Annotated in this window: 22 protein-coding genes; 11 read left to right on the top strand and 11 right to left on the bottom strand. The window is 61.9% G+C overall.

What is annotated here, in order from left to right; all coding sequences use genetic code 11:
* Positions 1 to 131: 131 nt before the first annotated feature.
* Complete coding sequence (locus ACFVSJ_RS21125) at positions 132 to 1,076, top strand: SDR family NAD(P)-dependent oxidoreductase (RefSeq protein WP_387439043.1); 945 nt, start codon at positions 132 to 134, stop codon at positions 1,074 to 1,076.
* A gap of 248 nt (positions 1,077 to 1,324) precedes the next feature.
* Here ACFVSJ_RS21125 and ACFVSJ_RS21120 read toward each other — a convergent pair whose 3' ends face one another.
* From ACFVSJ_RS21120 to ACFVSJ_RS21105, 4 genes are read right to left on the bottom strand one after another with little or no spacing between them, the layout of a single operon-like run.
* A complete protein-coding gene (locus tag ACFVSJ_RS21120; RefSeq protein WP_387439042.1) occupies positions 1,325 to 2,032 on the bottom strand; it encodes a TetR/AcrR family transcriptional regulator in 708 nt (235 codons plus the stop codon).
* Positions 2,033 to 2,034: 2 nt separating this feature from the next.
* Complete coding sequence (locus ACFVSJ_RS21115) at positions 2,035 to 2,517, bottom strand: HtaA domain-containing protein (RefSeq protein WP_387439041.1); 483 nt, start codon at positions 2,515 to 2,517, stop codon at positions 2,035 to 2,037.
* A gap of 3 nt (positions 2,518 to 2,520) precedes the next feature.
* Positions 2,521 to 3,129, bottom strand: coding sequence for a carboxymuconolactone decarboxylase family protein (locus ACFVSJ_RS21110; protein ID WP_387439040.1), 609 nt, complete (start codon positions 3,127 to 3,129; stop codon positions 2,521 to 2,523).
* Positions 3,126 to 3,923, bottom strand: coding sequence for an SDR family oxidoreductase (locus ACFVSJ_RS21105; RefSeq protein ID WP_387439039.1), 798 nt, complete (start codon positions 3,921 to 3,923; stop codon positions 3,126 to 3,128). Before ACFVSJ_RS21105 ends, ACFVSJ_RS21110 begins: the two co-directional genes overlap by 4 nt.
* Positions 3,924 to 4,109: 186 nt before the next feature.
* Between ACFVSJ_RS21105 and ACFVSJ_RS21100 the strand changes: the two genes are divergently transcribed.
* The 5 genes from ACFVSJ_RS21100 to ACFVSJ_RS21080 all read left to right on the top strand — a co-directional run bounded on the left by ACFVSJ_RS21100 (position 4,110) and on the right by ACFVSJ_RS21080 (position 9,202).
* The gene (locus ACFVSJ_RS21100; protein ID WP_387439038.1) at positions 4,110 to 4,940 is read left to right on the top strand and encodes an IclR family transcriptional regulator; all 831 of its coding nucleotides are present in this window, start codon (positions 4,110 to 4,112) and stop codon (positions 4,938 to 4,940) included.
* A 158-nt stretch (positions 4,941 to 5,098) separates the two neighbouring features.
* Entirely contained in the window at positions 5,099 to 6,325 is a 1,227-nt protein-coding gene (locus ACFVSJ_RS21095; protein WP_387439037.1) for an NAD(P)/FAD-dependent oxidoreductase, read from the top strand.
* A 35-nt stretch (positions 6,326 to 6,360) separates the two neighbouring features.
* A complete protein-coding gene (gene fdxA / locus ACFVSJ_RS21090) occupies positions 6,361 to 6,687 on the top strand; it encodes a ferredoxin (protein WP_387439036.1) in 327 nt (108 codons plus the stop codon).
* Complete coding sequence (locus tag ACFVSJ_RS21085) at positions 6,687 to 8,033, top strand: FAD-dependent oxidoreductase (RefSeq protein WP_387439035.1); 1,347 nt, start codon at positions 6,687 to 6,689, stop codon at positions 8,031 to 8,033. Before fdxA ends, ACFVSJ_RS21085 begins: the two co-directional genes overlap by 1 nt.
* Positions 8,030 to 9,202 (top strand): P-loop NTPase, encoded by a 1,173-nt coding sequence (locus ACFVSJ_RS21080; RefSeq protein ID WP_387439034.1) that lies wholly within the window; start codon positions 8,030 to 8,032, stop codon positions 9,200 to 9,202. The genes ACFVSJ_RS21085 and ACFVSJ_RS21080 overlap by 4 nt, the downstream gene beginning before the upstream one ends.
* A gap of 220 nt (positions 9,203 to 9,422) precedes the next feature.
* On the opposite strand, the gene ACFVSJ_RS21075 is transcribed toward ACFVSJ_RS21080, so the two are convergent.
* From ACFVSJ_RS21075 to ACFVSJ_RS21045, 7 genes are all read right to left on the bottom strand, one after another.
* Positions 9,423 to 10,652 carry a CaiB/BaiF CoA transferase family protein gene (locus ACFVSJ_RS21075; protein WP_387439033.1) on the bottom strand — a complete coding sequence of 410 codons (1,230 nt, stop codon included), beginning with the start codon at positions 10,650 to 10,652 and terminating at the stop codon, positions 9,423 to 9,425.
* The gene (locus ACFVSJ_RS21070) at positions 10,649 to 11,800 is read right to left on the bottom strand and encodes a thiolase family protein (RefSeq protein ID WP_387439032.1); all 1,152 of its coding nucleotides are present in this window, start codon (positions 11,798 to 11,800) and stop codon (positions 10,649 to 10,651) included. The genes ACFVSJ_RS21075 and ACFVSJ_RS21070 overlap by 4 nt, the downstream gene beginning before the upstream one ends.
* 4 nt (positions 11,801 to 11,804) lie before the next feature.
* Positions 11,805 to 12,206 carry a Zn-ribbon domain-containing OB-fold protein gene (locus tag ACFVSJ_RS21065; RefSeq protein ID WP_387439031.1) on the bottom strand — a complete coding sequence of 134 codons (402 nt, stop codon included), beginning with the start codon at positions 12,204 to 12,206 and terminating at the stop codon, positions 11,805 to 11,807.
* Entirely contained in the window at positions 12,203 to 12,412 is a 210-nt protein-coding gene (locus ACFVSJ_RS21060; RefSeq protein ID WP_387439030.1) for a ferredoxin, read from the bottom strand. The genes ACFVSJ_RS21065 and ACFVSJ_RS21060 overlap by 4 nt, the downstream gene beginning before the upstream one ends.
* Entirely contained in the window at positions 12,412 to 13,704 is a 1,293-nt protein-coding gene (locus ACFVSJ_RS21055; RefSeq protein WP_387439029.1) for a cytochrome P450, read from the bottom strand. The genes ACFVSJ_RS21060 and ACFVSJ_RS21055 overlap by 1 nt, the downstream gene beginning before the upstream one ends.
* Before the next feature lie 216 nt (positions 13,705 to 13,920).
* Positions 13,921 to 15,414: an aldehyde dehydrogenase gene (locus ACFVSJ_RS21050; RefSeq protein ID WP_387439028.1), complete on the bottom strand. Its 1,494-nt coding sequence runs from the start codon at positions 15,412 to 15,414 to the stop codon at positions 13,921 to 13,923.
* A 74-nt stretch (positions 15,415 to 15,488) separates the two neighbouring features.
* A complete protein-coding gene (locus ACFVSJ_RS21045; protein ID WP_387439027.1) occupies positions 15,489 to 16,364 on the bottom strand; it encodes an SDR family oxidoreductase in 876 nt (291 codons plus the stop codon).
* Positions 16,365 to 16,960: 596 nt separating this feature from the next.
* Between ACFVSJ_RS21045 and ACFVSJ_RS21040 the strand changes: the two genes are divergently transcribed.
* The 5 genes from ACFVSJ_RS21040 (at position 16,961) to ACFVSJ_RS21020 (ending at position 22,551) form a co-directional block, all read left to right on the top strand.
* Complete coding sequence (locus tag ACFVSJ_RS21040; protein WP_387439026.1) at positions 16,961 to 17,971, top strand: ABC transporter permease; 1,011 nt, start codon at positions 16,961 to 16,963, stop codon at positions 17,969 to 17,971.
* Complete coding sequence (locus ACFVSJ_RS21035) at positions 17,968 to 18,870, top strand: ABC transporter permease (RefSeq protein WP_387439025.1); 903 nt, start codon at positions 17,968 to 17,970, stop codon at positions 18,868 to 18,870. The genes ACFVSJ_RS21040 and ACFVSJ_RS21035 overlap by 4 nt, the downstream gene beginning before the upstream one ends.
* A gap of 80 nt (positions 18,871 to 18,950) precedes the next feature.
* A complete protein-coding gene (locus tag ACFVSJ_RS21030) occupies positions 18,951 to 20,507 on the top strand; it encodes an ABC transporter substrate-binding protein (protein ID WP_387439024.1) in 1,557 nt (518 codons plus the stop codon).
* Positions 20,508 to 20,582: 75 nt separating this feature from the next.
* Positions 20,583 to 21,581: an ABC transporter ATP-binding protein gene (locus ACFVSJ_RS21025; RefSeq protein ID WP_387439022.1), complete on the top strand. Its 999-nt coding sequence runs from the start codon at positions 20,583 to 20,585 to the stop codon at positions 21,579 to 21,581.
* A complete protein-coding gene (locus ACFVSJ_RS21020) occupies positions 21,571 to 22,551 on the top strand; it encodes an ABC transporter ATP-binding protein (RefSeq protein ID WP_387439021.1) in 981 nt (326 codons plus the stop codon). The genes ACFVSJ_RS21025 and ACFVSJ_RS21020 overlap by 11 nt, the downstream gene beginning before the upstream one ends.
* Positions 22,552 to 22,686: the final 135 nt, after the last annotated feature.

Here is a 22,686-nt window from a genome sequence, read left to right as displayed (position 1 = left end):
TATATAAGCACGAGTGCTGAAAAAAGACAACAGTGGCCGATTTGGCCCCTGAATCTAGGGCAAGTTGAAGCTTCCATAAAATGAGCTTTCGTGTCTATATCTTGAGGACGATCACTTTCAAAGGAGAAATGATGGACGCCAACGAAGACCTCCGATACGACGGACGGGTCGCCATAGTCACAGGAGCCGGCCGCGGCCTCGGGCGGGCGCACGCACTGCTGCTTGCACAACGCGGAGCCAAAGTTGTCGTGAATGACTTGGGCGGCAGCAAGGAAGGCGAAGGCAAAGACTCAGGGCCCGCGAACGACGTCGTGCAGGAAATCATCGCTGCCGGCGGAGAAGCCATCGCAGATACCAACGACGTTGGCCGCGAAGACGGCTGCCACGCCATCGTCGAAACAGCCGTCAAGAACTTCGGACGGATTGACATAGTCGTCAACAACGCAGGCATTTCGCGCTGGGCCACCTTCCCGGAAGCCGACGCGGACAATCTCGAACGCACTCTCGACGTGCACCTGCGGGGTACCTGGCACACGACGAGGGCAGCGTGGCCGTACATGGAAAAGCAGGGATATGGTCGCGTCATCACAACGACGTCGACAGGCATGCTTGGCCTAGCCGACAACCTGGCCTACGCAACCGCAAAAGGCGCCCTGATCGGCTTCACCCGGAGCCTCGCCGTCGCCGCTGCGGGCAAAGGCATCCTGGTCAACTGCATCGCACCCAACGCCGTTACCCGCCCCAGCGAGTCGGCGAAGAAGCCAAATATCGTCACCGCCTCTGCAGCCGACGAAGCGCGCATGAGAGCCATGGACACCTCCCACGTTGCGCCCATGGTGGCCTACCTGGCACACGAGTCCTGCCAGGTCAACGGGGAAATACTCGTTGCCGGCGCAGGCCGATTTGCCCGCTGGTTCCTCGGCATCACACAGGGTTGGGTGCATGAGGGAGAAGGGGTCGCTCCACTGGAGGAAATCGCAGAACATTGGGGCGAGATCAATAACAGCGAGAACTATTACATTCCCAACAACCTTTACGATTGGGCATCAAAGTTCATGGGGCACCTGCCCTCATAGCTCCGGCAGCAGCTCATGCGTCAGGTGGGGTTGCCTTGCCCGTCAGGTCCGGCGGCGATGCAACCTCACCTCGACCACAGGATGCCTCGTCCGTACAAGGAACCTCTGCTTTCGCTGGCGAGCCGTCACCCCCGAGCGAAACAGATGGCAGCGGCCGCCATGGCAGATTTCGGACCCAGGCGCGCCTGAACGAAAGATCGAGGGCGCTCAGTCAGGCAGGGAAGACCTGTCCGCGCCTGCCCCCAGTGTCAGGAAGCGCGCGGATCCGTGCCGGCGGGCGTGGCGGTGATGCCTGCCGACAGAAAGAGAATCAGGTCGTCGATCAGCACTTCGATCGTGGCCGGCAGATGCTGGCGCATTTGTTGCGCGGACTGGTACCGTGCCAAGGCATGTACTGCGCTGGTTCGCGCCAGTGACCAGCGTTCCTCGAGAATCGCTGGCGGCAGATTCGTAATGAGACGCCCCAGCAGAGTTCCCAGAGTCAGAACCGATGCGCCGGCGTGGATATCCCGCGTGCTGAGGCCTTCATAGCCGCCCTGCTCGGTGATGAGCGAAGAAAGGAAGGCCAGGTAGTGGTTGTCCGGTTCGATGTGGATGGCCAATGGCCGGACGAAGGCGTCCACGACATCGGCAATGGTGGGTGTTCGGTTGCCCATCATGAGGTTAGCGACGACCTGTGCACGATGGGCTTCACTCTCGCCGCCACGGAACTCCATGATCGCCTTGACCAATTCGTCCCGGTCACCAAAGTGGTATTGCACGGCGGCATGGTTGCGCTGACCTGCCGCCACCCCGATGTCCCGAAGTGGAACGGCGGTGATGCCGCGCTCGGCGAAGAGGCGTTCGGCTGACCTGAGAATGAGTTGGCGGGTCGCCTCGCCACGCACATTGCTGCGCTCCATTGCGGGTCGTCGTTCGCTGAGTGCGGGCGGGCGGGCGGGCGCGTTACGTGGCATGGCTACGAATCTATCGCGATCCGGATACCAAGGGGGGCCATGTCAGTCCCAGCCGCGTACACAGTGCCAAACATCTCAACCGCGGAAGCGAGCAAACGTGTGGGAACGGCATCCCAGACGAGCTGGTCGCCCTCTTCCAATGGTGCGGCGGGACCCAGCTCCACGATTGCGGTTGTGTCGGTGGAGTCAGGCTCAGTGCGGGCCAGCAAGGACCCTGCGCCGGGCGAAACGACGATCTCGGGATCGATTATTCGAATGTCGAGGAGACCATGGTGGGCTTGGAAATGGAGCGAGCCCGTGAAAAACAGCCGCCATCCAGCCTCTGTGGACTCAGCCCGGACGAGCGGAAAAGTAAATACTCCGGCCTCGTCGACGGAGGCCTCGCCCGCCACATCGAATGACCCCTTGGCGATCACCGTGACATAACGCATGAGCGTGTCACGCATTGCCCAGGTCAGCGACCCGATAGAGCTATTGTTCGACATGCTTCAATCCCGACCCTCTGCGCGATGGCTGGAAGGAAAACCCTGCATTCCAGGTTCCAGCTGCAGACCAAGCGTAGCGAAAGCCATGGCATGCATGTCGTAGGTGCCAACCGTGAAAACTAGATCAATGAGTTGCTGACGCGTGAATTGCCGTTCCAGCTCAGTCCACACCGGAGATGTTACGTTCTTCGACTGGACCATCTGGTCCACCGCCTGCAGGACTGCGGCATCGTCCGCGGACCATTCGGGTGCCTCGGAGCCAAGCGATATCGCCTCAAGCTCGGCATCCGTGAGCCAACCATTTGCCCGGCTCATCCGCACGTGCTGTGCCCATTCGTACTCGCCGCCGCTGAGCCAGGCAGTACGGATAATCGCGAGCTCGCGTACGCGGTCATCGAGTGAAGAACGCCGCAAGTGGTTGGAAAACGGCATCCACCCGCGGATCAGATCGGGATGCCATGCGTAAATCCCGATGATGTGAGAGGACGGCCGTTTTGGAGCACCCGATGGTGCGCCGTGGCCTTGAACCGACAAGACCGACAAGGCCTGGTCGACGTCGTCGTCCCATTCATCGACGGGACGCGGGGGGATTCGTGGCTGGACACTGCTCATCCGATGAACGACCCTCCGTTGACGCTGATGGTCTGCCCCGTGACATACGACGCGCTGTCCGACACGAGGTACCGCACGGCCGCCGCGATGTCGTCACCGGTTCCCGTCCGGCCCACCGGTATGTACTTGGCCATATCCTCAGCAGAAGGGATCTTGCCGGCTTCGCGTTTCTTCTGCACGCTCGGCGTGTCAATGGATGAAGGAGCAACCGTATTGACGGTGATGCCAGCCTTGCCGAACTCCATCGCAAGGGCCTTGGTTAGGGCCATCTGTCCGCCCTTGGAAGCGGCATAGTGCGCCATGTTGGGAGCGCCCCGCTGCGCGCTGGAGGATGAGATCAGCACGATTCGGCCCCAGCCTCCGTCGACCAGATCCGGCAGGGCGGACTGGACAACGTTGAACGTCCCAGTGAGATTGATGGCGAGGGTACGGTTCCACTGCTCCAGAGTCATTTCAAGGAACGGCTGTTGGATCGCCACCGCAGCGTTCGCCACTATCGCCGAAATGGGACCGAGCTCCTTACGAGCGGCCTCAAGCGCAGCATCGACTTCCTGCCGCTTGCTGACATCGGCCTGATATCCGCGGGCAGTTCCCCCTGCTTCAGTGATGGCATAGGCCGCTTTCGCCGCAGAGCCCTCCCCGATGTCGAGCAGGACTACAGCAAAATCAGCTTCCGCGAGCCTGCTGGCAATAGCGAATCCGATCCCTGCACCGCCTCCGCTAACGACGGCGACACGCTTCCGCGCGCCCTCCTGACTGCTTTGATCCGGCTTGTGCTGCGCCGTCGTTGTCATGACACGCGTCCTCTACTGTTCGCGCAGCAGCGGGCTCCCTTGCCTCGCTGACTGGCTTTGTCGACTTTATGCTGACGGTGGATTACCGTTGTACTCAACGAAACAGGCGTTCCGTTATATCACCAAGGATTGCTGGCAGCGCGGCCAAAAGTCAAGCAGCTGTGCTGGCCAGGGGGAGAGTGGATGATGACCCAACGAACCGACACGCAACAGCGAGCGGCCGTGGACGAACAAAGGTTGCGCCACCCCCTTGCCCGGGGGATAGAGCTGCTGACGCTGATGGTCGACAGCCACCAAAGTTCATACGGTGTGCGCGAGTTGGCTGGTCAGCTGGGGGTGAGTCCAAGTACCGTGCATCGGCTGGTCACCGACCTTGAGCGGATCGGGCTGGTCAGGCGATCGACCAATGGGTCGTATCAGCTTGGTCTCGAATTCCTCAGGCTCGCCTGGACGACGACGGCCCGCTTTCCGCTTCATGAGGTCGCCAGCGACACCCTCCATGAGCTGGCGAAGGAGTCCGGCGAATCATCATTTTTCGGCGTCTACGGCGGTCAGCGGCGGGAAATGATGTTTACACTCACCGTTGAGTCACCGCACCCCTTGCGGTATACCCTGCCTGAAGGCGTATGGCTCCCGCTTCATGCCGGGGCCAGCGGTCTGGCGATCCTGGCATTCCTTCGCGAGGACGTCCGGGATGAGATTGCGCGGGGAACCCTCGACCCGGCGACCAGCCGCACCCTGGTGGATGCCGAAGCGCTATTGGCGCGTCTGGAAAAGATCCGCGAAGAAGGCTACGCCATAACACATGGTGAGCGGATCGAGGGTGCCATTGCGATTGCCGCTCCAGTCTTTGGGTCTCTCGGCGACGTGGTGGGCGCGACTGGCATCACGGTTCCTGAAACCCGTTTCAACGCCGCTCAGGCCTCATCGCTGGCGGCCATGGTACGGCGCGCCGCCGGTCAACTCACGGGCTATATCAGCGGCTCCGGCAGAACCCGCTCCGCGCTTGCGCGCTAAGGGTTGACACTGCTCTGGGGCAGGATCAATACTGACAGTGTTGCGTTACGCGATACTGGTGTTCTTTTAAACAGAACAGGCTTCGAAGTCGTTCATTCGTCGCGGAGGTCCCGGTATCCCTGTCCCCCGCGAACTCGATGAAGAGGAGAAGGACTCAAATGGCCCAAACACCTGATGGTCACATCGTTATTGTCGGAGCGTCCTTGGCCGGCACTCGCTCCGCCCAGAATCTGCGTGCCCTTGGCCATGCCGGCCCGATCACACTGATTGGCGCCGAACAGGAGCTTCCTTACGACCGGCCACCGCTCTCCAAGCACCTCCTGGCTTCGGACTGGTCGGATGAGGTTGTCGAGGGGAACCGCCTTATTACCGCCGCGGAACTGGATGAGCTTGGCATCAGTATCAGGCTTGGCGCGGCTGCGGTGAACTTGGACCCGGAGAACCGGGCTGTGACCCTGGAGGACGGCACGCGGATCGCTTACGACGTCCTGATCATCGCAACCGGAGCGGCAGCGCGGCCCTCACCGTGGACTCCGCCCTCGGGGGTCTTGCAGCTGCGCACCTTGGAAGACGCCAGGGCCATTTCGGAGCGGTTGTCGTTGAAGGAATCGGTTGTCGTTGTTGGGGGTGGATTTATTGGCACGGAAATCGCCGCAGCGGCCCTCAGCGCCGGATGCGCTGTCACCGTCGTAGATCCCCTGGCCGAACCGATGGCACGCCTGGTAGGCCCTGAAATCGCAGACATCCTCGTCGATCTTCACGTCCGCAACGGCGCCGAAACCCGTTTCGGCGTCGGAGTCGCTGACATCCAGGGCGAGGCCGGCGCGCTCACCGTCGTTCTGGACAACGGTGAGCGCCTTGCGGCTTCAACGGCGATCGTCGGCATCGGGTCAGTTCCTTCTACACAATGGCTGGAGGGATCCGGACTGACCATCGACGGTGGCGTGCTGACCGACCAGTACCTCCGGGCCGTCGGCGCAGAAGACATCTACGCAATCGGAGATGTGGCCCGTTGGCCGCATCCCGGCCGAGGAGTGGATCACCGGGCCGAGCATTGGACCAATGCCAGCGACCAGGCCCGTCACATTGCGGCCGCAATCACCGGCTCTGAGCCCGCACCCTACAACTCCTCAGACTATGTCTGGTCTGACCAATACGACTGGAAAGTACATTCGGTGGGCTGGCGCGATCCTGTAGGCAGCTCGATCGTTCTCGGAGACCTGCTTGAAGAGGGGCGCGTTGCGGTCATTCATGCCGATGCAGATGGAATTGCCTGCGGTGCAGTGACGGTCAACTGGGTGCGGGCGCTCAACCAGGCGCGGCGGCTGATTGGAGGCGGGCAAACAGCCGCCGCCCTGGTCGAGGAATTGCGGCAGCGGGCCTAGGGCCTGGCCGATAAGACTTAAGAGAGGAAGAAACCATGGTCTACGTCGTTACCGAGGCTTGCGTCGACGTCCAAGACAAGAGCTGCATGCAGGAATGCCCTGCCGACTGTATCTTCGAGGGCGGCCGCATGACCTACATCAACCCGGACCTGTGCATCGATTGCGGAGCGTGCGTCAGCCTCTGCCCCGTCGAGGCGATCTTCTACGATGCTGAACTCCCGGAGGGCCAGGAAGCATACGCAGAAATCAACGAGCGTTTCTTCAACGAAGTTGAAACGCCCAAGGGCGGGCGCAAGGCAGGCAAGATCGCCCACGACGTCGAAGAGATTCTTGCGCTGACAAATGTTGGAGGAAAGAAATAATGACTGTTCTCAGGGTTGCCGTGATCGGCTCCGGACCATCGGGATCGTACGCCGCCCAGCTGCTTACGGAAGAGTCCGAGGCCCCCGTTGAAGTCGACGTATTCGAGCGGCTCCCCGCGCCCTTCGGGCTTGTCCGCTATGGAGTTGCCCCCGATCACCCACGCATCAAGTCCATCATGACTTCCTTCGCCGAAGTCTTCGAAGAAACACCCGGGGTCCGGTTCCTCGGCAACGTCCACGTAGGAACGGACATATCGCTCGACGAACTGCGCACACACTATGACGCTGTCATCTTTGCCACCGGCGCACCCCTCGACAGGGCGCTGAACATCCCGGGAGAAGACCTGGGAGGTGTTCATGCAGTGCGTGAATTCGTCTCGTGGTACGGAGGCCACCCGGACAGCGACCCGGAATCATTTGCGCTGACCGGCCACCGTGCAGTCGTAGTAGGTGTCGGAAACGTCGCCCTGGATGCCGCGCGAATGCTCATGCTCAGTGTCGAGGAGCTCCGTGCCACAGATGTGCCAGAACACGTCGTCGATGCCTTCGCTGCGAGTTCGTTCCGGGAAGTTGTCATCGTCGGCCGCCGCGGTCCGGCCTTCGCCAAATTCACCAACAAAGAGTTCCTGGAGTTCCTGGAAGTGGAAAGCTGCGATGTCATCATCGACCCTGCGGATCTTGAGATCGACTCGGCCCAGCAGGCCCATCTGGATGCTGATCCCAACGCAAAGCGTCTCTTCGGCTCCTTTCAGAAAGCGGTGGACAGGGGCGTGCTCGGGCGCGACCGCCGTGTCCGGTTCGTGTTTGATCGCTCACCCGTCGAACTGCTCGGAGAGGACGGCAACGTCGCTGCAATCCGCCTCGAACAGACCAGCGATCCTTCGATCAGCGAAACGCTCGAAACCCAGCTCGTCCTTCGCTCCGTCGGCTACCGCGGCAAGGCCCTGGACGGACTGCCGTTCAACGAAATGACCGCCACAGTACCCCACGTCGACTCCCGCGTCGCCGACGACCAAGCTGTCGTCAAGGGCGTTTACATCGCAGGTTGGATCAAGCGCGGTCCAAACGGGGTCGTCGGCACGAACAGGCGGTGCGCGCTCGAGACAGTTACCTCCGTCCTCTCTGATATGGCGCAGCCCGAGCATGTCCCAACGGATTCCTCAGCGGCCGACGTCGACGCCTTGCTCGCCTCCCGGGGCGTTCGAGTCGTTGACTGGACTGCATGGAAAGCGATCGAAGCAGCCGAAATCGCAGATGGAGAGTCTGTGGGACGGGCCAGGGTAAAGCTCCACGACCGCGCTGACATGCTCCGCGTTGCCCACGGGGACGCTGTAGGAATCCGATGAGCCGGTTCCGGTCGGTTGACCTCGCCGACGCAGAAGTTGAGGCCGCCGTTCGAGCCGCCGTTGGCGGGGTCATCGATCCGGAACTCCGCCGGCCGCTTGCGGACCTGGGGATGATCGACGACGTCCGGTTCCGGGACGACGCGGCCTTTGTCAGGGTCCTACTCACGATTGCCGGCTGCCCGGCGTCCGAGCGAATCAAACAGGAAGTCGCCTCGGCCGCATCATCGGTTCAAGGAGTCACGGCCACCCATGTTGAACTCGGCACCATGACCGAAGAGCAGCGGTCTGAAATGGTGACCAAGTTGCGCGACGGCAAACCGCGCGCAGCCATGAAGTTCACGGCTGATTCGCTCACCCGTGTCATAGCGGTTACCAGCGGAAAGGGCGGGGTCGGCAAATCCACTGTCACCGCGAATCTTGCCGTGGCACTGGCCGCCCGGGGATTGCGTGTCGGGCTGATTGACGCTGACGTGTACGGGTTCTCGATTCCCGGCCTGATGGGACTGGTGGCCAAAGACGGCCGGGTCACCCGGCCCACCCGGGTGGATGACTTGGTCCTGCCCCCGGTCGCCCATGATGTGCACGTCGTGTCAATTGGCATGTTCCTGCGCGAGGGAGCCGAGGGCACCGCCATCTCATGGCGGGGCCCGATGCTGCACAAAACCCTGGAGCAATTCCTCACGGATGTCTACTTCGGCGATCTGGACGTGCTGCTGGTCGACATGCCGCCGGGGACCGGGGACGTAGCAATCTCGGTTGGCCACCTGCTTCCTCATGCCGAGGTGCTTGTGGTGACCACGCCGCAGCCGGCTGCGGCAGGCGTTGCTGTGCGCAGCGGACAAATCGCCCGACAGCTCGGCCAACGCATCATCGGCGTCGTCGAGACCATGTCTCCCATCACGCTTGCCGCCGGCACCACGTTCGACCCCTTCGGTGCCGGCGGCGCCGAAGCGGCAGCTGAGGCCTTGTCGAGCCCGGAAGAAACAGTCTCCCGGATTGCTTCAATACCCTTCAGCACGGTCCTGCGGGCCGACGGCGACGACGGCACGCCCGTCGTTGCTGAGCACGTCAACGATCCCGCCGCGGACGCGTTCCGGTCCCTGGCCGGGGTCATCGCCGCTAGGCCCCGAGGCCTGGCCGGACGGAAGCTTCCGGTTTCCGTGAGCTAGAAGGAAGCGCGCCACGCTTCCGCCGCTGCAAGGCGACCCTGAGGGTCCGGAACCCAAAGGAAGGCCCCATATCTCGACAGATATGGGGCCTTTCCTTTTGCTCAACTTCTCCCAGGTCCACCCGGGAGTCACGGGGACGGTACACAGGGTCCCGGGCACGGCAAGAGGGGGTGGGCCTGGTTCATGACAAACCAGGCCCACCCCCTCTCAGCACCGTCCGCTAACTGGCGTGCTCAACCTGCGCGGCTGCCCCTACGACTCCTTCGGTGACCAGGGCTGTGATGTCGTCTTCGCTGAAACCGAGGCCATCGCGAAGTATGTCGATGGTGTCCTTGCCCAGTTCCGGTGGATAGCTGGGCGCCACTTCCACGGAACCAACGAACCGGATGGGAGTGGCGACGTTCTCGAAGTCCACGTCCCCGTTGGAAACGGTGACCAGGGAGCCGTCGTTGGCTTCCTGCGCGTCGACCAAAGCTTCAAGGACATTCTTGACCAGCGCGACCGGCACGGACTGGGCCGTGAGCAGATCGACCCACTCGGCGGCGGACTTCTCGGACACGCGCTCTTCCAGGATGGCCCACAGGGCGTCCTTGTGTTTGAGACGTCCGGCCGCGTCAGCGAAGCGTTCATCGACGATCAGATCGTCGAGCCCGAGCACGTGGCAGAGCCCTTCCCACATCCTGGGCGTGTTGGCTGTGACGACGAATTCACGGCCGTCGCCGCCGCGGAACGAGCGGTAGGTGGCGATCGAGTCATGCGCTGCGCCCTGCGGTTCAGGGGCCACCTGATTGATGAAGGTGTACAGCGCCTGATAGGACAGCATGGCCAACTGGCCGCGCAGCATCGAGATGTCGACGATGCTTCCGCGTCCGGTCGCCTGACGGGCATGGAGGGCAGCGAGGATACCGATGACCGCATACAGGCCGGCGACGACGTCGCCGGCCGGTATGCCGAGCCGGGCTGCGGGGGATCCCGGATGCCCGGTCAGGCTCATGACGCCGCTGAGAGCCTGGACGACCATGTCGTATGCGGGCCGGTCGCGGAGTGGGCCTTCCTGCCCGAACCCGCTGATCGAGGCCCAAATGAGGTCCGGGTGCTTTTCCAGGACCGATTCCGGCGCCAGGCCAAGCCGTGCCGTGACACCGGGGCGGAAGTTTTCGATCACGATATCTGCGCCGGCGATGAGCTCGTGCATGATGTTCAGCCCCCGTGGGGACTTGAGATTGATCGCGATGCTGCGCTTGTTGCGGTTGTTGGCCAGGTAGTAGGCACTTTCTCCGCCCAACTTCGGCCCGGCGATCGCCCTGCTCGAATCACCTTCGAGTGACTCCACCTTGATGATCTCCGCTCCAAGGTCGCCCAGAAGCTGCGTTGCCGATGGGCCGGAGAGGAACGTGGTGAGATCGACAATCCGGATCCCTTCCAGCGGGCGTTCTGCGAGGGTGCTCATGCTGCAGCTTCAAAGATATGGACGGTGCAGGCACCATGGTCGAGACCGGCCGTACCCCCACCGGTCACGTGTGTCATCGCCCAGCGGGCATCTTCGACCTGCCGGGCGCCGGCCTGTCCTGTCAGTTGCCAGAATGCTTCGGCGACCTGGGCGACTCCGCTCGCCCCAACTGGATGGCCCTTGGCGAGGAGCCCTCCGCTTGGATTAACGACGACGTCACCGCCAAAAGTGGTCTTTCCGTCGCGGATCAGGTCAGCTGCGTGGCCGCGTTCGGCCAGGCCAAAGGCCTCGTAGTAGACCAGCTCGGCGATGGAGAACGCGTCATGGAGTTCGATCATGTCGAGGTCTTTGGGCTCTATGCCCGCCTGTGCGTAGGCATCCCGCGCGGACCGGGTGCTGATATCCGGCCGGGTCATATCGCGGAAACCTTCCTCTACATGACCGGAATGCAGGACGGACGCTGCGATGCGCATGCCGGCCGGGGACCCCAACCTGTTCCGTGCCCGGTCAGAGGCAAGGACGACTACAGCGGCGCCGTCGCCTGTTGGGCAGCACATCAACAACGTGAGTGGATCGGCCACGGCGCGTGACCCAAGTACCTCCTCGACGGTGACTTCCTTGCGGAACTGTGCGAACGGGTTGAGCGCGCCGTGCTTGCGCGCCTTGACGCTGACGAGTGCCAGATCCTCAGCGGTTGCTTCGGTCTCGAAAAAGTACCGTGTCGCCCGCATCGCGTAGACGGCGGGCATGATCATGCCCTGTTTTACTTCACGGTCCTCCGATGACAGCGGCAACGCGCCGCCGCCAAACTGGGTCAGCTTCTCGACGCCGATAACGACGGCGACGTCGATGAGGCCCTGGGCGATCGCCGTCGAAGCTTCATGGATGGCTGTTGCGCCGCTGGAACACGCGTTGTCGACGTTCACCGTTGGTACGTCACCGAGGCCAATCTCCTTGCAGATCCGCTGGCCTGTCATCATTCCACCGTACGAGTGCCCCACGTAGACGGCATCGACATCGGATTTGTCGACGCCGGCGCTCCGCAGCGCATCGATCAGCGGTGGTACGGCGAGGCCGACGTACGAGGAGGTGCGGTACTTGGCGAAGGGGATCATCGCCGCTGAGATCACATGAACGTTCTCAGTCATGGTCCTATCCTTTCGTCTCAGTGTTTGCCCGGGCGAAGAACCAGTTCTCGCCTTCGACTGCGAGTTCGACCCGCATGCCGGGCTCAAGGGGAGTGTCGCCTTCCCGGAGGTCTGCGAGGGTGCGCACATCATTGTCGAGGTCTACGTATCCGAGCGCACGAACACCGTCGCCTCCCACGTGCAGTCGCGTGAAGGAGTACAGAGTGCCCGTGGACGGCAGAGCGAAGGGCGTGACGTTGGAGCTGACGCAGGAGCTGCAGACGACACGGTTACCGATCATGTCCCGCCCGCAGTCATCACAGTGCGTGCCACGAAGGCGTGGCCCCTCGGGGAAGGCCACCAGAAGCTCGTCTGTCTCCAGGTCGGCGATGACCACGGAGACTTTTACGTCCGTTTTTGTCTTCAACTGTTTTCTCCTTCTTGGTTTGCCCGGGCGATGGCGCGCGTCGGGCAGACCTCAATGGCCATTCGGATTTGCTCATCTCCGTCGCCGTGATCGTCGACGACAACGGCAATGCTGTCGTCGTCGAGATCGAACGTGGCCGGTGCATAGAAGGTGCACTGGCCCGACCCCATGCAACGGTCCCGGTCGACGCTTAGCTTCCCGGACATCAGGATTCAGCCTGGTTGTAGGTGATGTAGAGCTGGCTGTGCCCTCGGAATTTGTAGCTGCGGATGAGGTCCCATTCGCGGGCACCGCTCGGGCCGTGGTGTTCCTCGCTGATCTGGATGCTGCTGGTCCGCTCAAGGAACCGTTGGAGGGAGAAAACGGCTTCGGCCCTGGCCAGTGGGGCGCCGGGGCATGTGTGAATGCCCCGGCCGAAGGCCAGATGCTGGCGGGCGTTGGCGCGGGTGACCTCGAAGTCTTCGGGGTTCTCGAAAACCCGTGGATCGCGCCCGGCTGCGCCGTGGAGGAGCATGACGTTGGTACCCGGTGCCAGGTCCAGCCCGCCAAGGGTTGTGGCTGTCTTGGTGATGCGGAAAGATCCCTTGATCGGGGCCTCGATACGGAGCGTCTCTTCCAGGAACTTCGGCAGGAGCGAGGTGTCGTTGCGCAGAAGCTCCTGCAGCTTGGGATCGTCGGCGATGCGGGCCATCGAGATGCCCAGCAGCTGGACTGTGGTCTCCTGTCCGGCGGAGAAAAGGTTGGCAGCGATGCGGGCCACTTCCAGTGGCTGGGGGAGCGACCCATCGGGGAAAGTCGCAACAGCCATGCCGGTCAGCACATCATCCTGCGGATTTTCGCGCCGTTCGACGATTTTCGCGATGAAGTAGTCGTAAAGCTTCTCGATGCCGGATTGATGGTTGTTGGTTTGCAGTTCAAGGTTCCCGAGCACCGGACCCGGGTTTGATGCGAGCAGGTCAAGGAGCATCTTATGGTCCTCAACGGGCACGCCAAGGAGGTCTGCTACTGCCAGGATCGTGTAACCCTTGGCATAGTCCCAGATAAACTCCGCGTTGCCCTTGGGAAGGATCTCGTCAAGGAAACGGTCGGCGGTGTCCTTAAGGAACTGCTCGTTCTCCTTCAGCCTCTTCGGCGTGATGAGCCCCATCAGAATCGCCCGGTGGTCGGTGTGCACGGGGGGATCGAACGTGACGATCTGGTCGCTGGCACCGAAGTAGTCGCGGTGTTGTTCCAGAATTTCTGTGATGTCATCGCCGACGAGCTCAACGGGGAGATCGATGACGGGCCCGCCCACACGGTTGATCGAGGAATAGACCTCCGGCTGGTGGTAGACCTGCAGGGCCTCCTCATAGCCTGTCACGATGACAACGCCGTATTTCGGGTCCCGAAATACGGGGTGGTTGGCGAGCATGTAATCGAAATACGGCTCGGCCTTGGACGCAATGTCGGGGTTGGTGAAGAAGTCCACTTCCGTGGGGTCGATATTAGTGGTTGTCATCCGTTCGTCTTTCTCTGTGTACGCGCTTTGCGGCGCAATTCTTCAGGGCCCCGTGGAGATGGGTCGTGGCCGGGTGCGTAGGAGCCTCGAATGGTCTGTTGTCGCATTCGGGCGTTCCGGGGAACGTCGCGCGCAGATCGGGCGCCGGCGCTGAACCGGGGGGAGTCGAGGTGGCGTCAAGCACGTCCCAGAAGCCCAACCAGGGCACTGCCTGGCTCATTGGAATCGTGAGGGGGCGCCGTCGAGCAGCACCGTTTTGGATTCCAGGTAAGGCAGAACACCCTGCAGGCCACCTTCGCGTCCGACGCCCGACTGTTTGAAGCCTCCGACGCCCATAAGCTGGTCTGTCTTGAAGCCGTTGTGTCCCACGGTGCCCGAGCGGAGCCGTCGGGCGGCGTGGTAGGCCCTGTCGTTGTCATTGGTGAAGACCGCAGAGTTGAGGCCATAAACTGTGGCGTTCGCGAGCTCGATGGCGTGGGCTTCGTTATCGGCGGCGATGACGGAAAGCACAGGGCCGAAGATTTCTTCCTGGGCGATTGTCGAGTTGTTATCGACATTCGCGAAGACCGTTGGCTCGACATAGAACCCTCGCTCCAGGTGTGCCGGTCGATGCCCGCCAGTGACCAGGTCGGCGCCTTCGGCGATGCCCTTCTGGACGTAGCCCAACACACGCTCTTGCTGCCGCTCCAAGGCCAGCGGACCGAGCTGGCTGTCCGGGTCGAACGGGTCCCCGACGCGTACTGACCCGAAGATGGATCCGAGGGCCTCGGCCATCTGGTCGTGGCGGTCCTTGGTGACAATTACCCGTGTGAGGGACATGCAGACTTGTCCGTTGAGGGAGCATTCGGCTGCTGCCAGGGTCTTTGCGGCTGTTTCGATGTCGTAGTCATCGAAGATCACTGCTGCTGACTTTCCACCGAGTTCCAGGGTGTAACGTCCCACCCGTTCGCCGGCCAGAGAGGCGATGCGGCGCCCGACGCCACTGGATCCGGTGAACGAAATCTTGTCGACGCGGGGGTCCCGTACCAGTTGTTCGGAGACTTCCCTGTCGGCCGTGACGACGTTGAGGACTCCCGGGGGCAGTCCGATTTCCTGGGCGATCTCTGCAAGTACATACAGTTCACCGGGGGCTTCGGGGGGAGCTTTGAGGACTACCGTGCAGCCGGCGAGAAGCGCGGGCGCGATCTTATGGATTGCCAAGGACAGGGGAGTGTTCCACGGAACGATGGCTGCAACAACGCCGATCGGCTCCTTCACTACGACACCGAATGGGGCAAACTCTGGCTTTGCCACTGCCTCAAAGGGGTACGTCGAGGCGAGATCGGCGTGGTAGTCCAGGGTGTTCGATACCCGGTTGATTGCCATGCGTGAGGTGGAGAACAGGACGCCGGCCTGCCGTGACCAAAACGTGCCGGTCTCTTCCGAGCGCGCCCGCAGGCCTGCGCCCAGTTTCCGGAGGTACTCACCGCGTTCCTGGGGATCCAGGAACGGCCACGGCGAATGGTCAAAGGCGTAGCGGGCGGCAGCAACCGCTGCGTCCATGTCCAGTGGGCCTGCCTCCGCCACGCGGAAGAAAGCCTCCTCGGTCCCGGCGTCGATAACATCGAAGCCTGAGTTGCTGGTGGGGCGCATCCACTCGCCATTGATAAAGAGATGATCAGCGTGCCGGATGTTGACCGGGGCGCCGCGTTCAACGAGTACGTCAGCCATGTAAGTCTCCTGTTTGTCTGTGTTCTGGAAGTCGTGGGGTCAGGCGCAGCTCCATCAGCTGCGCCGGGCAGGGCCTAAACCGGCTGCTTCGCAAGTACCTCGCGCAGCGTCCAGGTCGTACGGTCGGGCGTCAGCCCGGCAAGAATTTGCGAGTTCATGCCGAAATCGACCGATAGATGGGCTCCGGAAACGTAGCTCGCCAGGTCGCTGCCCAGGAAGGTGAGAGCCCGTGCCATGTCAACAGACTCCGCAAGACGTCCTGCGGGCCCGAGGTCGGCCTCCACGGCTTCGCGGCCACCCTTCATTTGGGCGAATTCGTCGAACATCCCGGAGATGGTCATGGCGGGCAGCAAGGCATTGACCCGGATCTTCCCCAGCTCGGCAAATTGCGTGGCAGCCTCTGCCACCCAGAGGTTCAACATGCGCTTGGAGAGGATGTATCCGAGGGAACCGGCAATGCCACCGAGTTCGGCTTCGAAGTCCGTCGCGATCTTCCGAAGCTCATCCCAGCCCTGTCCTTGGATGAGGGGAGCGGTTTCCTCGCGGATGTTGTCCCGTTCCCACCGCAGGCCGCCATTGGACGTAACGAAGGTCAAGGACCCGTCCGCAGCGACGCGGTCGCGCAGGAAGGTGTCGGCAATGTACTTGTTGGCGATGAAGTTGATCGTGACGGTGTCCAGGAAGTTTGTGTGGACCCCTGATACGCCGGCCACTCCAAAGAACCGGTCGATGGACTGCGGCAGGAGCGAAAACGCCCCGTCGATCGAGTCCTTGTCGCCCAGGTTCGCCACGATGGAGGCGGACAGTCCTTCAACAGTCGATTCGATCCGATCGAGCGCGTATACGTTTGCGCCCAAATCGACGAGGATTTCCGCGAGAGCCCTCCCCATGCCGGAAGCTGCTCCTGTCACAACGCAGACCTTGCCTGAATATCCGAGGTAATCGGTCACTGTTTGTCTCCTTGTTGTTCTAGCCCGAAGTGTTGGTTCAAACCGCGCCGAAACGCCTGGCAGTCGGTCGGGTGGGCTCTTTGGCTCTGGCCAGACTCAGCGCTTGAACGAGCAGCTCTCCGGACGTCGCTGAGCGGTCCCCGGCCGCGGGCCGTTGTACATGTAGCGACACCAAAGACATCGTTGTCTTCTTCCTACTCAGTCGGATTCTTGACTGTTCTGCTGAACGAAACACAAAGTCTGTATTGCGAAACGCTAGGACGAGTCTGCCACTCCGCGTTTGCCGCGTCAATGCCTCGCCGAAGCCGACGCCGCAACGAAGTACGACTCTTCCGAAAAAGGGTTGACAGGCGCGCCGCAGAACATGCAGACTCGCATTCAAGCCATATTACGCAACGGCTGTTCCGTATAAAGAGACAGCCCATCTGGCGACGACGATCGCCAGCTCCCGAGCGGAGTAAACCCACCCACTCGGTCCAGGGCTGCGATTCACGGAGCACCAAACGACGAAGGAGTCGAAATGAGCATCAGGCGACCCGAACGCCTGCACCAGAGCAGGCCAAAGCCAACTGGAACGACCGCCGACAGAGCAGCTCATGGTTAACGTTTTGCGGCGCTGCGGCTATGCAGCGCTCGTTATTGTCCTGGTTACCTTCGGCGTGAGTTTGTTGTTGAGTTTTGCACCAGGTTCAGTAGCGCAGATCATTCTCGGCGAGGAAGCTACGCCCGCCAACGTAGCTGTTCTGGAGCACAAACTCGGCTTGGACCGTCCGTTTATCGTGCAGTACCTTGACTGGCTTTGGCACGCTGTTCGAGGCGATCTGGGGACCTCTCCGGTTACCGGCAGGCCGATTACCCAGTCCATCGCTGAACGGTTGCCAGTCACCCTCGAAATTGCCATCCTGGCGTTGATTATCTCGCTCACTGTGGCCGTCATCCTCGCCGTACTCTCCGCCACCGCCCCCAACAGCGCCCTGGACAGGGGGATCAACGCAATAACCTCGGTCATCCTTTCGGTACCGACCTTCGTCGCAGGGCCACTCCTCATCTTCCTGTTCGCGATCACCATCAAGGGCTTCCCGGCACTTGGCTGGACACCGCTTGAAGCAGGATTGGGCCCGAATCTACGCGCGGCCTTTCTGCCGGCCCTGGCCGCCGGCCTCGTGGAAATAGCCTCATTCCATCGCGTGCTCCGCTCAGACCTCATTGGCACCTTGCGCGAGGACTTTGTCGCCGCGGCACGGGCCAAAGGAATGGGCAGGGCCTACGTGCTGTTCAGGCACGCTTTCCGACCATCGTCGTTCTCGCTGTTGACTGTCTCCGGGCTGAGCCTTGCACGGCTCATCGGCGGCACCATCATCGTCGAAGCTTTGTTCGTCCTCCCAGGGCTCGGCCAGCTAATCACCCACTCGATCGCTGAACGGGATGTCGTTACGGTCCAAGGCGTTGTTGCCTTCATCGCCATCGTCTTCGTAGTGGTCAACACACTTGTCGATGTCGGTTACGGCCTGATCGACCCTCGTGTCCGACGGGCACCGCGCGTCCGCAAGCCAATCAGCGCTCAGAAGAGCGCCAAGACGATGACCAAGAAGGAGGCTGCAGCATGACGACCAGAGCAATCCCTCGCCAAGAAACCCTGGGAAACGCGAACCAGTCGACCGTGGCGCCCCCGCACGTCTCAATGCCCCGCAAGCGGCTGTCAATTCTGGTTGTTTTCTCCTACGTCTGGATAGCCCTGATCGTTCTGCTTGCCATCTTTGCGCCCGTGCTGCCCATTGCACCATACGACCAGTCCGTCGGCGCTCCACGCCAGGCTCCCAGCTTCCGCGGAATCAACATGCTGCTGGGCACCGATCAGGTGGGCCGATCACTACTGTCCCGGGTCATCTACGGAGCCCAGGTTTCACTCGTGGTTGGCGCAGTGGCGGGCGTCTCCGGCGCGCTCCTCGGCACGATGCTCGGCCTTCTGGCCGGCTACTTCCGCAAGGGCACCGACTGGGTGATTACACTGGTCGCCGACGTCCTCCTGTCCTTCCCGGTCCTGGTGCTTCTGCTGGCCATCACCGCCATCTTCTCGCCCAGCATCCCGGTCCTGGTGATTGGTCTCTCCATTGCGGGCACACCCACGTTCATGCGCCTGTCACGGGCCAGCACGATGTCGTGGTCGAGCCGCGAATTTGTGCGGGCAGCCCGGAACATGGGCGCTTCGAACGCCAGGATCCTCATCCGTGAAATCCTTCCTAACGTCGTACCGACATTGGCGGCCTACATGCCCCTGGTCATCGCCGCACTCATCGTCGCGGAAGGATCGCTGAGCTTCCTTGGCTTGGGCGTCCCACCACCGACACCAAGTTGGGGCGGACTGATCAGCGCCGGGGCCGTGGATCTTCGAACCGCTCCCTACATGGTGTTCGTACCCGCCGCGGTGCTCTTCCTGACCGTTTTCGCACTCAACCAAGGTGGCGAGCATCTTCGCCACCGCTTCGACCGCAGCCTGCAGGACTGACAGACGGTCCCCCCACCGTCGTTGGTTGCAAGGATCCGCGGCACTTAGCTCCACTTACAAGCATCAAGAAATGAGGAAACATGATTTCAAAGGGGAAATCAGCGCTCGTCGCACTCGCGACGGCAAGCTTGCTCTTCCTGGCCGGTTGTTCCGGCGGAGACACCAACAGCAGTTCCGGACCTGTCGGAGACCCGGTATCGGGCGGTACCCTCCGCGCCCTCGAGTTGGCGCAGCCTAAAGGCTTCGACCCGGTACAGGTCTTCAGTTCAACGTCCATGCCGATCACCTACACAGCCCTCTACGGGCAGTTCCTCATCCCGAACACCAAAACGGGCGACTACGATTGCGGACTCTGCGAATCTTTCACCACTGCCGACAAGGGCGCCACGTGGGAAGTGGTCACCCGTGAAGGCCTCAAGTTCTCCGACGGCACGCCACTCAACGCCCAGGCCATCAAATACAACTGGGACCGCATGAAGGACCCGAAGTTCGGATCCGCAAGTGCCGGCATTGCCAGCCAGATCGACCACATCGAGATCGTCAATGAACGCACGGCCAAGCTCGTCATGACCGTACCCGCCCCCGGGTTCAAGGGCCTCATGCCGATCTACGCGCTTCAGTGGATCGCATCCCCGACGGCCTTGGAAAAGGGCCAGGCAGAGTTCAACAAGAACCCTATTGGCGCAGGCCCGTTCCTCTTCGACAGCTGGGTCCCCAACGGTACCCTCAAGCTTAAGAAGAACCCCGGATACTACGACGCACCCAAACCGTACCTCGACTCCTTGGAAATCCAAGGCGTGTCGGACAACGCCCAGCGCCTGAACGCCCTGATCTCAGGCCAGGCTGACGTCATCCTCAACAGCGAGGCATCGGTCTTCGCCGAAGGCGAGAGCGCCGGCTTCAAAAAGGTTGAGTACAAGTTCAACGGCGGTGTCGGGCTAATGCTGAACAACGCAAAAGCTCCATTCGATGACGTTCGCGCGCGCCAGGCGCTGGCCTATGCGTTGGACCTTGACGCGATGTCTGATTCGATCAACCGCGGCTACCCCTCTGCCCCCAAGACGCTGTTCACAAAGGATTCCCCGTTGTACGAGGACATCCCGCTCGCCACCTACGACCCTGACAAGGCGCAGAAACTTTTCGACGAACTGGCCGCGGAAGGAAAGCCGCTGAAGTTCTCGTACACCGTTTTCCCCGGCAACGGGCAGCTTGTTTTCGATGCACTGCAATCGCAGTTGCAGAAGTACAAGAACGTCACCGTCCTGCCCGATCAGCGCGACACGTCACAGCAAGGGGTCGTCGGCACCACGGGTGACTACCAGGCACTGAGCTCCTCGATGGCGTTCGTGGACCCGGGCTCGCGACTCTGGGGACAGCTCCATGCCTCGGCTGACCGCACCAACTACGCCCGTTTCAAGGACGCCCAGACCAGTGCGGCCTTGGACGCAGGCTTCACGGACAATCCCGAGGACCAAAAGAAGGCCTACAAGATTGTCCAAGAGCGCCTGGCCGAATTGCATCCTTACATCCTGTATACGGCGTACCTGAACGGAATTCTCACCACCGACAAGGTCCAGGGATCCGTCGTTTACGGCTACACCTCGCCGGCAGCTGCCGACCTCTGGCTCCAGCCGTGAGCCGACCGGGGCATCACAAGTCTTCCTTGTGATGCCCCGGACCTCCCGAAAAGATCAACTAGTGAAAGCGGCGACATGAGCGACGGAACACTACTTGAGGTCACGGACCTCCATGCCTACATCGGTTCCCCGAAAGGAATCGTCAAGGCCGTGGACGGCGTGTCCTTTGACCTGCAGCACGGAGAGGCGCTGGGCGTTGTAGGTGAGTCCGGCTCGGGCAAATCCGTCATGGCCAGGGCAGTGATGGGGCTGATGCCGCCCCGCTCGGGGCGGACGGGTCAGGTCCTGTTCCAAGGGCGGGACATGCTTGAAATGAAGCCCAAGGAACTTCAAGAGGTCTGGGGCAAGCAAATTGCCATGGTCTTCCAGGATCCCGGACGTTCCCTGAGCCCGGTAGTCCGGGTCGAACGGCAGCTGACTGAGGGGATGCGCCGGCATCTGGGGGTCTCGCGGTCGGAAGCGAATTCCCGGGCCTTGGACCTTCTCAAGGAAGTCGGCGTCCCGGACCCGGAGCGGCGACTTCGCGCATACCCCCACGAATTGTCCGGTGGCATGCGACAGCGCGTAATGATCGCAGTGGCCCTGGCGTGCGAACCAGATCTCCTGATCGCCGATGAGCCGACGACCGCCCTGGACGTGACGATCCAGCGCCAGGTGCTGGACTTGCTTCGTCGAGTGCAAACTGAGCGACACATGTCACTCATCCTCATTTCGCACGATCTGCACGTCGTTGCTGGTCGCACGGACCGCACAGCGGTGATGTACGCCGGCCGGATAGCCGAGATCGGCAGGAGCCGGACGGTCTTCCAGGACCCCCGTCACCGGTATACCGATGCGCTGCTGTCCGCGACACCGACGATCAACCATGAGCGGCACGCCCCACTGAACGTCATCCCCGGATCTCTGCCCTCACCGACGGACCCACCGGCGGGTTGCCGCTTTGCACCTCGATGCGCAGCGTCGACAGAGGCTTGTTCCGAAGCGCAGCCACCCAGACTGTCGTTTGGCGACGACCATGAGGCTGCTTGTATCCACCCCGTGAGCACGAAAGAAGGTGAGCTCGTTGGCCGGTAGCGGTAGCGCGCACCTGCGCGGTGATGCGGCGGTACTCTCCGTCGAGAACCTGGAAGTCGAATATCACACCTCAGGCGGAAGCTTCAAGGCAGTCGCCGACGTCAGCTTCGACCTTCTCCAAGGGGAGACTCTTGGCATCGTGGGCGAGTCCGGATGCGGCAAGTCGACCACCGGGCGGGCTGTGCTTCGCCTCGACCCTATCGCCGGAGGCCACGTCCGGTTCCGGGACGAATCGATTGATACGGCCACGCATAAACGGATGAGGGAACTCCGCCGCGATATGCAGATGATCTTCCAAGATCCGGTCAGCTCGCTCAACCCGCGGCGTCTGGTGAAGGACATCGTCACGGAAGGGCTCGCCATCGAGGGAAAGGACGCCCGGGAACGCGCAAGCTTGGTACCGGAGCTCCTGGAACAGGTCGGCCTGCCGACCGAGCGCTTCGCAGAGATGTCTCCGCGCCAGCTTTCGGGTGGTCAAGCCCAGCGTGTGGCTATTGGGCGAGCCCTTGCCGTCCGGCCGGGGCTGCTCATCTGCGACGAACCCGTTTCTGCCCTCGATGTCTCCGTTCAGGCCCAAATCCTCAACCTCCTGGAAGACCTGAAGAGCAAATACGACCTCACCATTGTCTTCATTGCCCACGATCTTGGCGTGGTGCGCAGCTTCAGCGACAAAGTGCTGGTCATGTATCTCGGCAAAACCTGCGAGTTCGGCGATTCCGTTGAAGTTTACGAAAAGCCAGCCCACCCCTACACGCGGGGGCTCCTGGATTCGGTGCCATCCCCGGAGGAGGAAGGGGGGTTCGCCGGCCCAGCCCTCACCGGCGATCTGCCCTCGCCGTTGAATCCGCCCTCCGGGTGCCGGTTCCGGGCGCGCTGCCCGCTGAGTCAGCCAAAATGTGCCGAGGAAGAACCCGTCATGAGGGAGGTTCGGCCCGGCCAGTTTGCCGCCTGCCACTTCCCCCTCGTCTAGGCCAAGCGCCCTCTGGCTGCGTCCGACAACCATGGACCGCCAGAGGGCTTTTCCTTACCCGGCACCCTGGCACAGCGAAGCGCGGCGACGCCAAGGTGACCTCGAATGAACACAGACCCGCAAGGTGTTGACGGA

It is taken from the genome of Paenarthrobacter sp. NPDC058040 (assembly GCF_042885775.1).
Taxonomy (GTDB): domain Bacteria; phylum Actinomycetota; class Actinomycetes; order Actinomycetales; family Micrococcaceae; genus Arthrobacter.
This window is presented reverse-complemented; position numbering and strand designations above follow the sequence as displayed.

Bases quoted from the DNA above. Each gene is read 5' to 3' on its own strand.
- ACFVSJ_RS21095 (WP_387439037.1), top strand. From the start codon at position 5,099: ATGGCCCAAACACCTGATGGTCACATCGTTATTGTCGGAGCGTCCTTG.
- ACFVSJ_RS21030 (WP_387439024.1), top strand. From the start codon at position 18,951: ATGATTTCAAAGGGGAAATCAGCGCTCGTCGCACTCGCGACGGCAAGC.
- ACFVSJ_RS21070 (WP_387439032.1), bottom strand. From the start codon at position 11,800: ATGACTGAGAACGTTCATGTGATCTCAGCGGCGATGATCCCCTTCGCC.
- ACFVSJ_RS21110 (WP_387439040.1), bottom strand. From the start codon at position 3,129: ATGAGCAGTGTCCAGCCACGAATCCCCCCGCGTCCCGTCGATGAATGG.
- ACFVSJ_RS21125 (WP_387439043.1), top strand. From the start codon at position 132: ATGGACGCCAACGAAGACCTCCGATACGACGGACGGGTCGCCATAGTC.
- ACFVSJ_RS21080 (WP_387439034.1), top strand. From the start codon at position 8,030: ATGAGCCGGTTCCGGTCGGTTGACCTCGCCGACGCAGAAGTTGAGGCC.
- ACFVSJ_RS21105 (WP_387439039.1), bottom strand. From the start codon at position 3,923: ATGACAACGACGGCGCAGCACAAGCCGGATCAAAGCAGTCAGGAGGGC.
- ACFVSJ_RS21040 (WP_387439026.1), top strand. From the start codon at position 16,961: ATGGTTAACGTTTTGCGGCGCTGCGGCTATGCAGCGCTCGTTATTGTC.
- ACFVSJ_RS21060 (WP_387439030.1), bottom strand. From the start codon at position 12,412: ATGTCCGGGAAGCTAAGCGTCGACCGGGACCGTTGCATGGGGTCGGGC.
- fdxA (WP_387439036.1), top strand. From the start codon at position 6,361: ATGGTCTACGTCGTTACCGAGGCTTGCGTCGACGTCCAAGACAAGAGC.
- ACFVSJ_RS21025 (WP_387439022.1), top strand. From the start codon at position 20,583: ATGAGCGACGGAACACTACTTGAGGTCACGGACCTCCATGCCTACATC.
- ACFVSJ_RS21120 (WP_387439042.1), bottom strand. From the start codon at position 2,032: ATGCCACGTAACGCGCCCGCCCGCCCGCCCGCACTCAGCGAACGACGA.
- ACFVSJ_RS21075 (WP_387439033.1), bottom strand. From the start codon at position 10,652: ATGAGCACCCTCGCAGAACGCCCGCTGGAAGGGATCCGGATTGTCGAT.
- ACFVSJ_RS21100 (WP_387439038.1), top strand. From the start codon at position 4,110: ATGACCCAACGAACCGACACGCAACAGCGAGCGGCCGTGGACGAACAA.
- ACFVSJ_RS21085 (WP_387439035.1), top strand. From the start codon at position 6,687: ATGACTGTTCTCAGGGTTGCCGTGATCGGCTCCGGACCATCGGGATCG.
- ACFVSJ_RS21055 (WP_387439029.1), bottom strand. From the start codon at position 13,704: ATGACAACCACTAATATCGACCCCACGGAAGTGGACTTCTTCACCAAC.
- ACFVSJ_RS21035 (WP_387439025.1), top strand. From the start codon at position 17,968: ATGACGACCAGAGCAATCCCTCGCCAAGAAACCCTGGGAAACGCGAAC.
- ACFVSJ_RS21050 (WP_387439028.1), bottom strand. From the start codon at position 15,414: ATGGCTGACGTACTCGTTGAACGCGGCGCCCCGGTCAACATCCGGCAC.
- ACFVSJ_RS21115 (WP_387439041.1), bottom strand. From the start codon at position 2,517: ATGTCGAACAATAGCTCTATCGGGTCGCTGACCTGGGCAATGCGTGAC.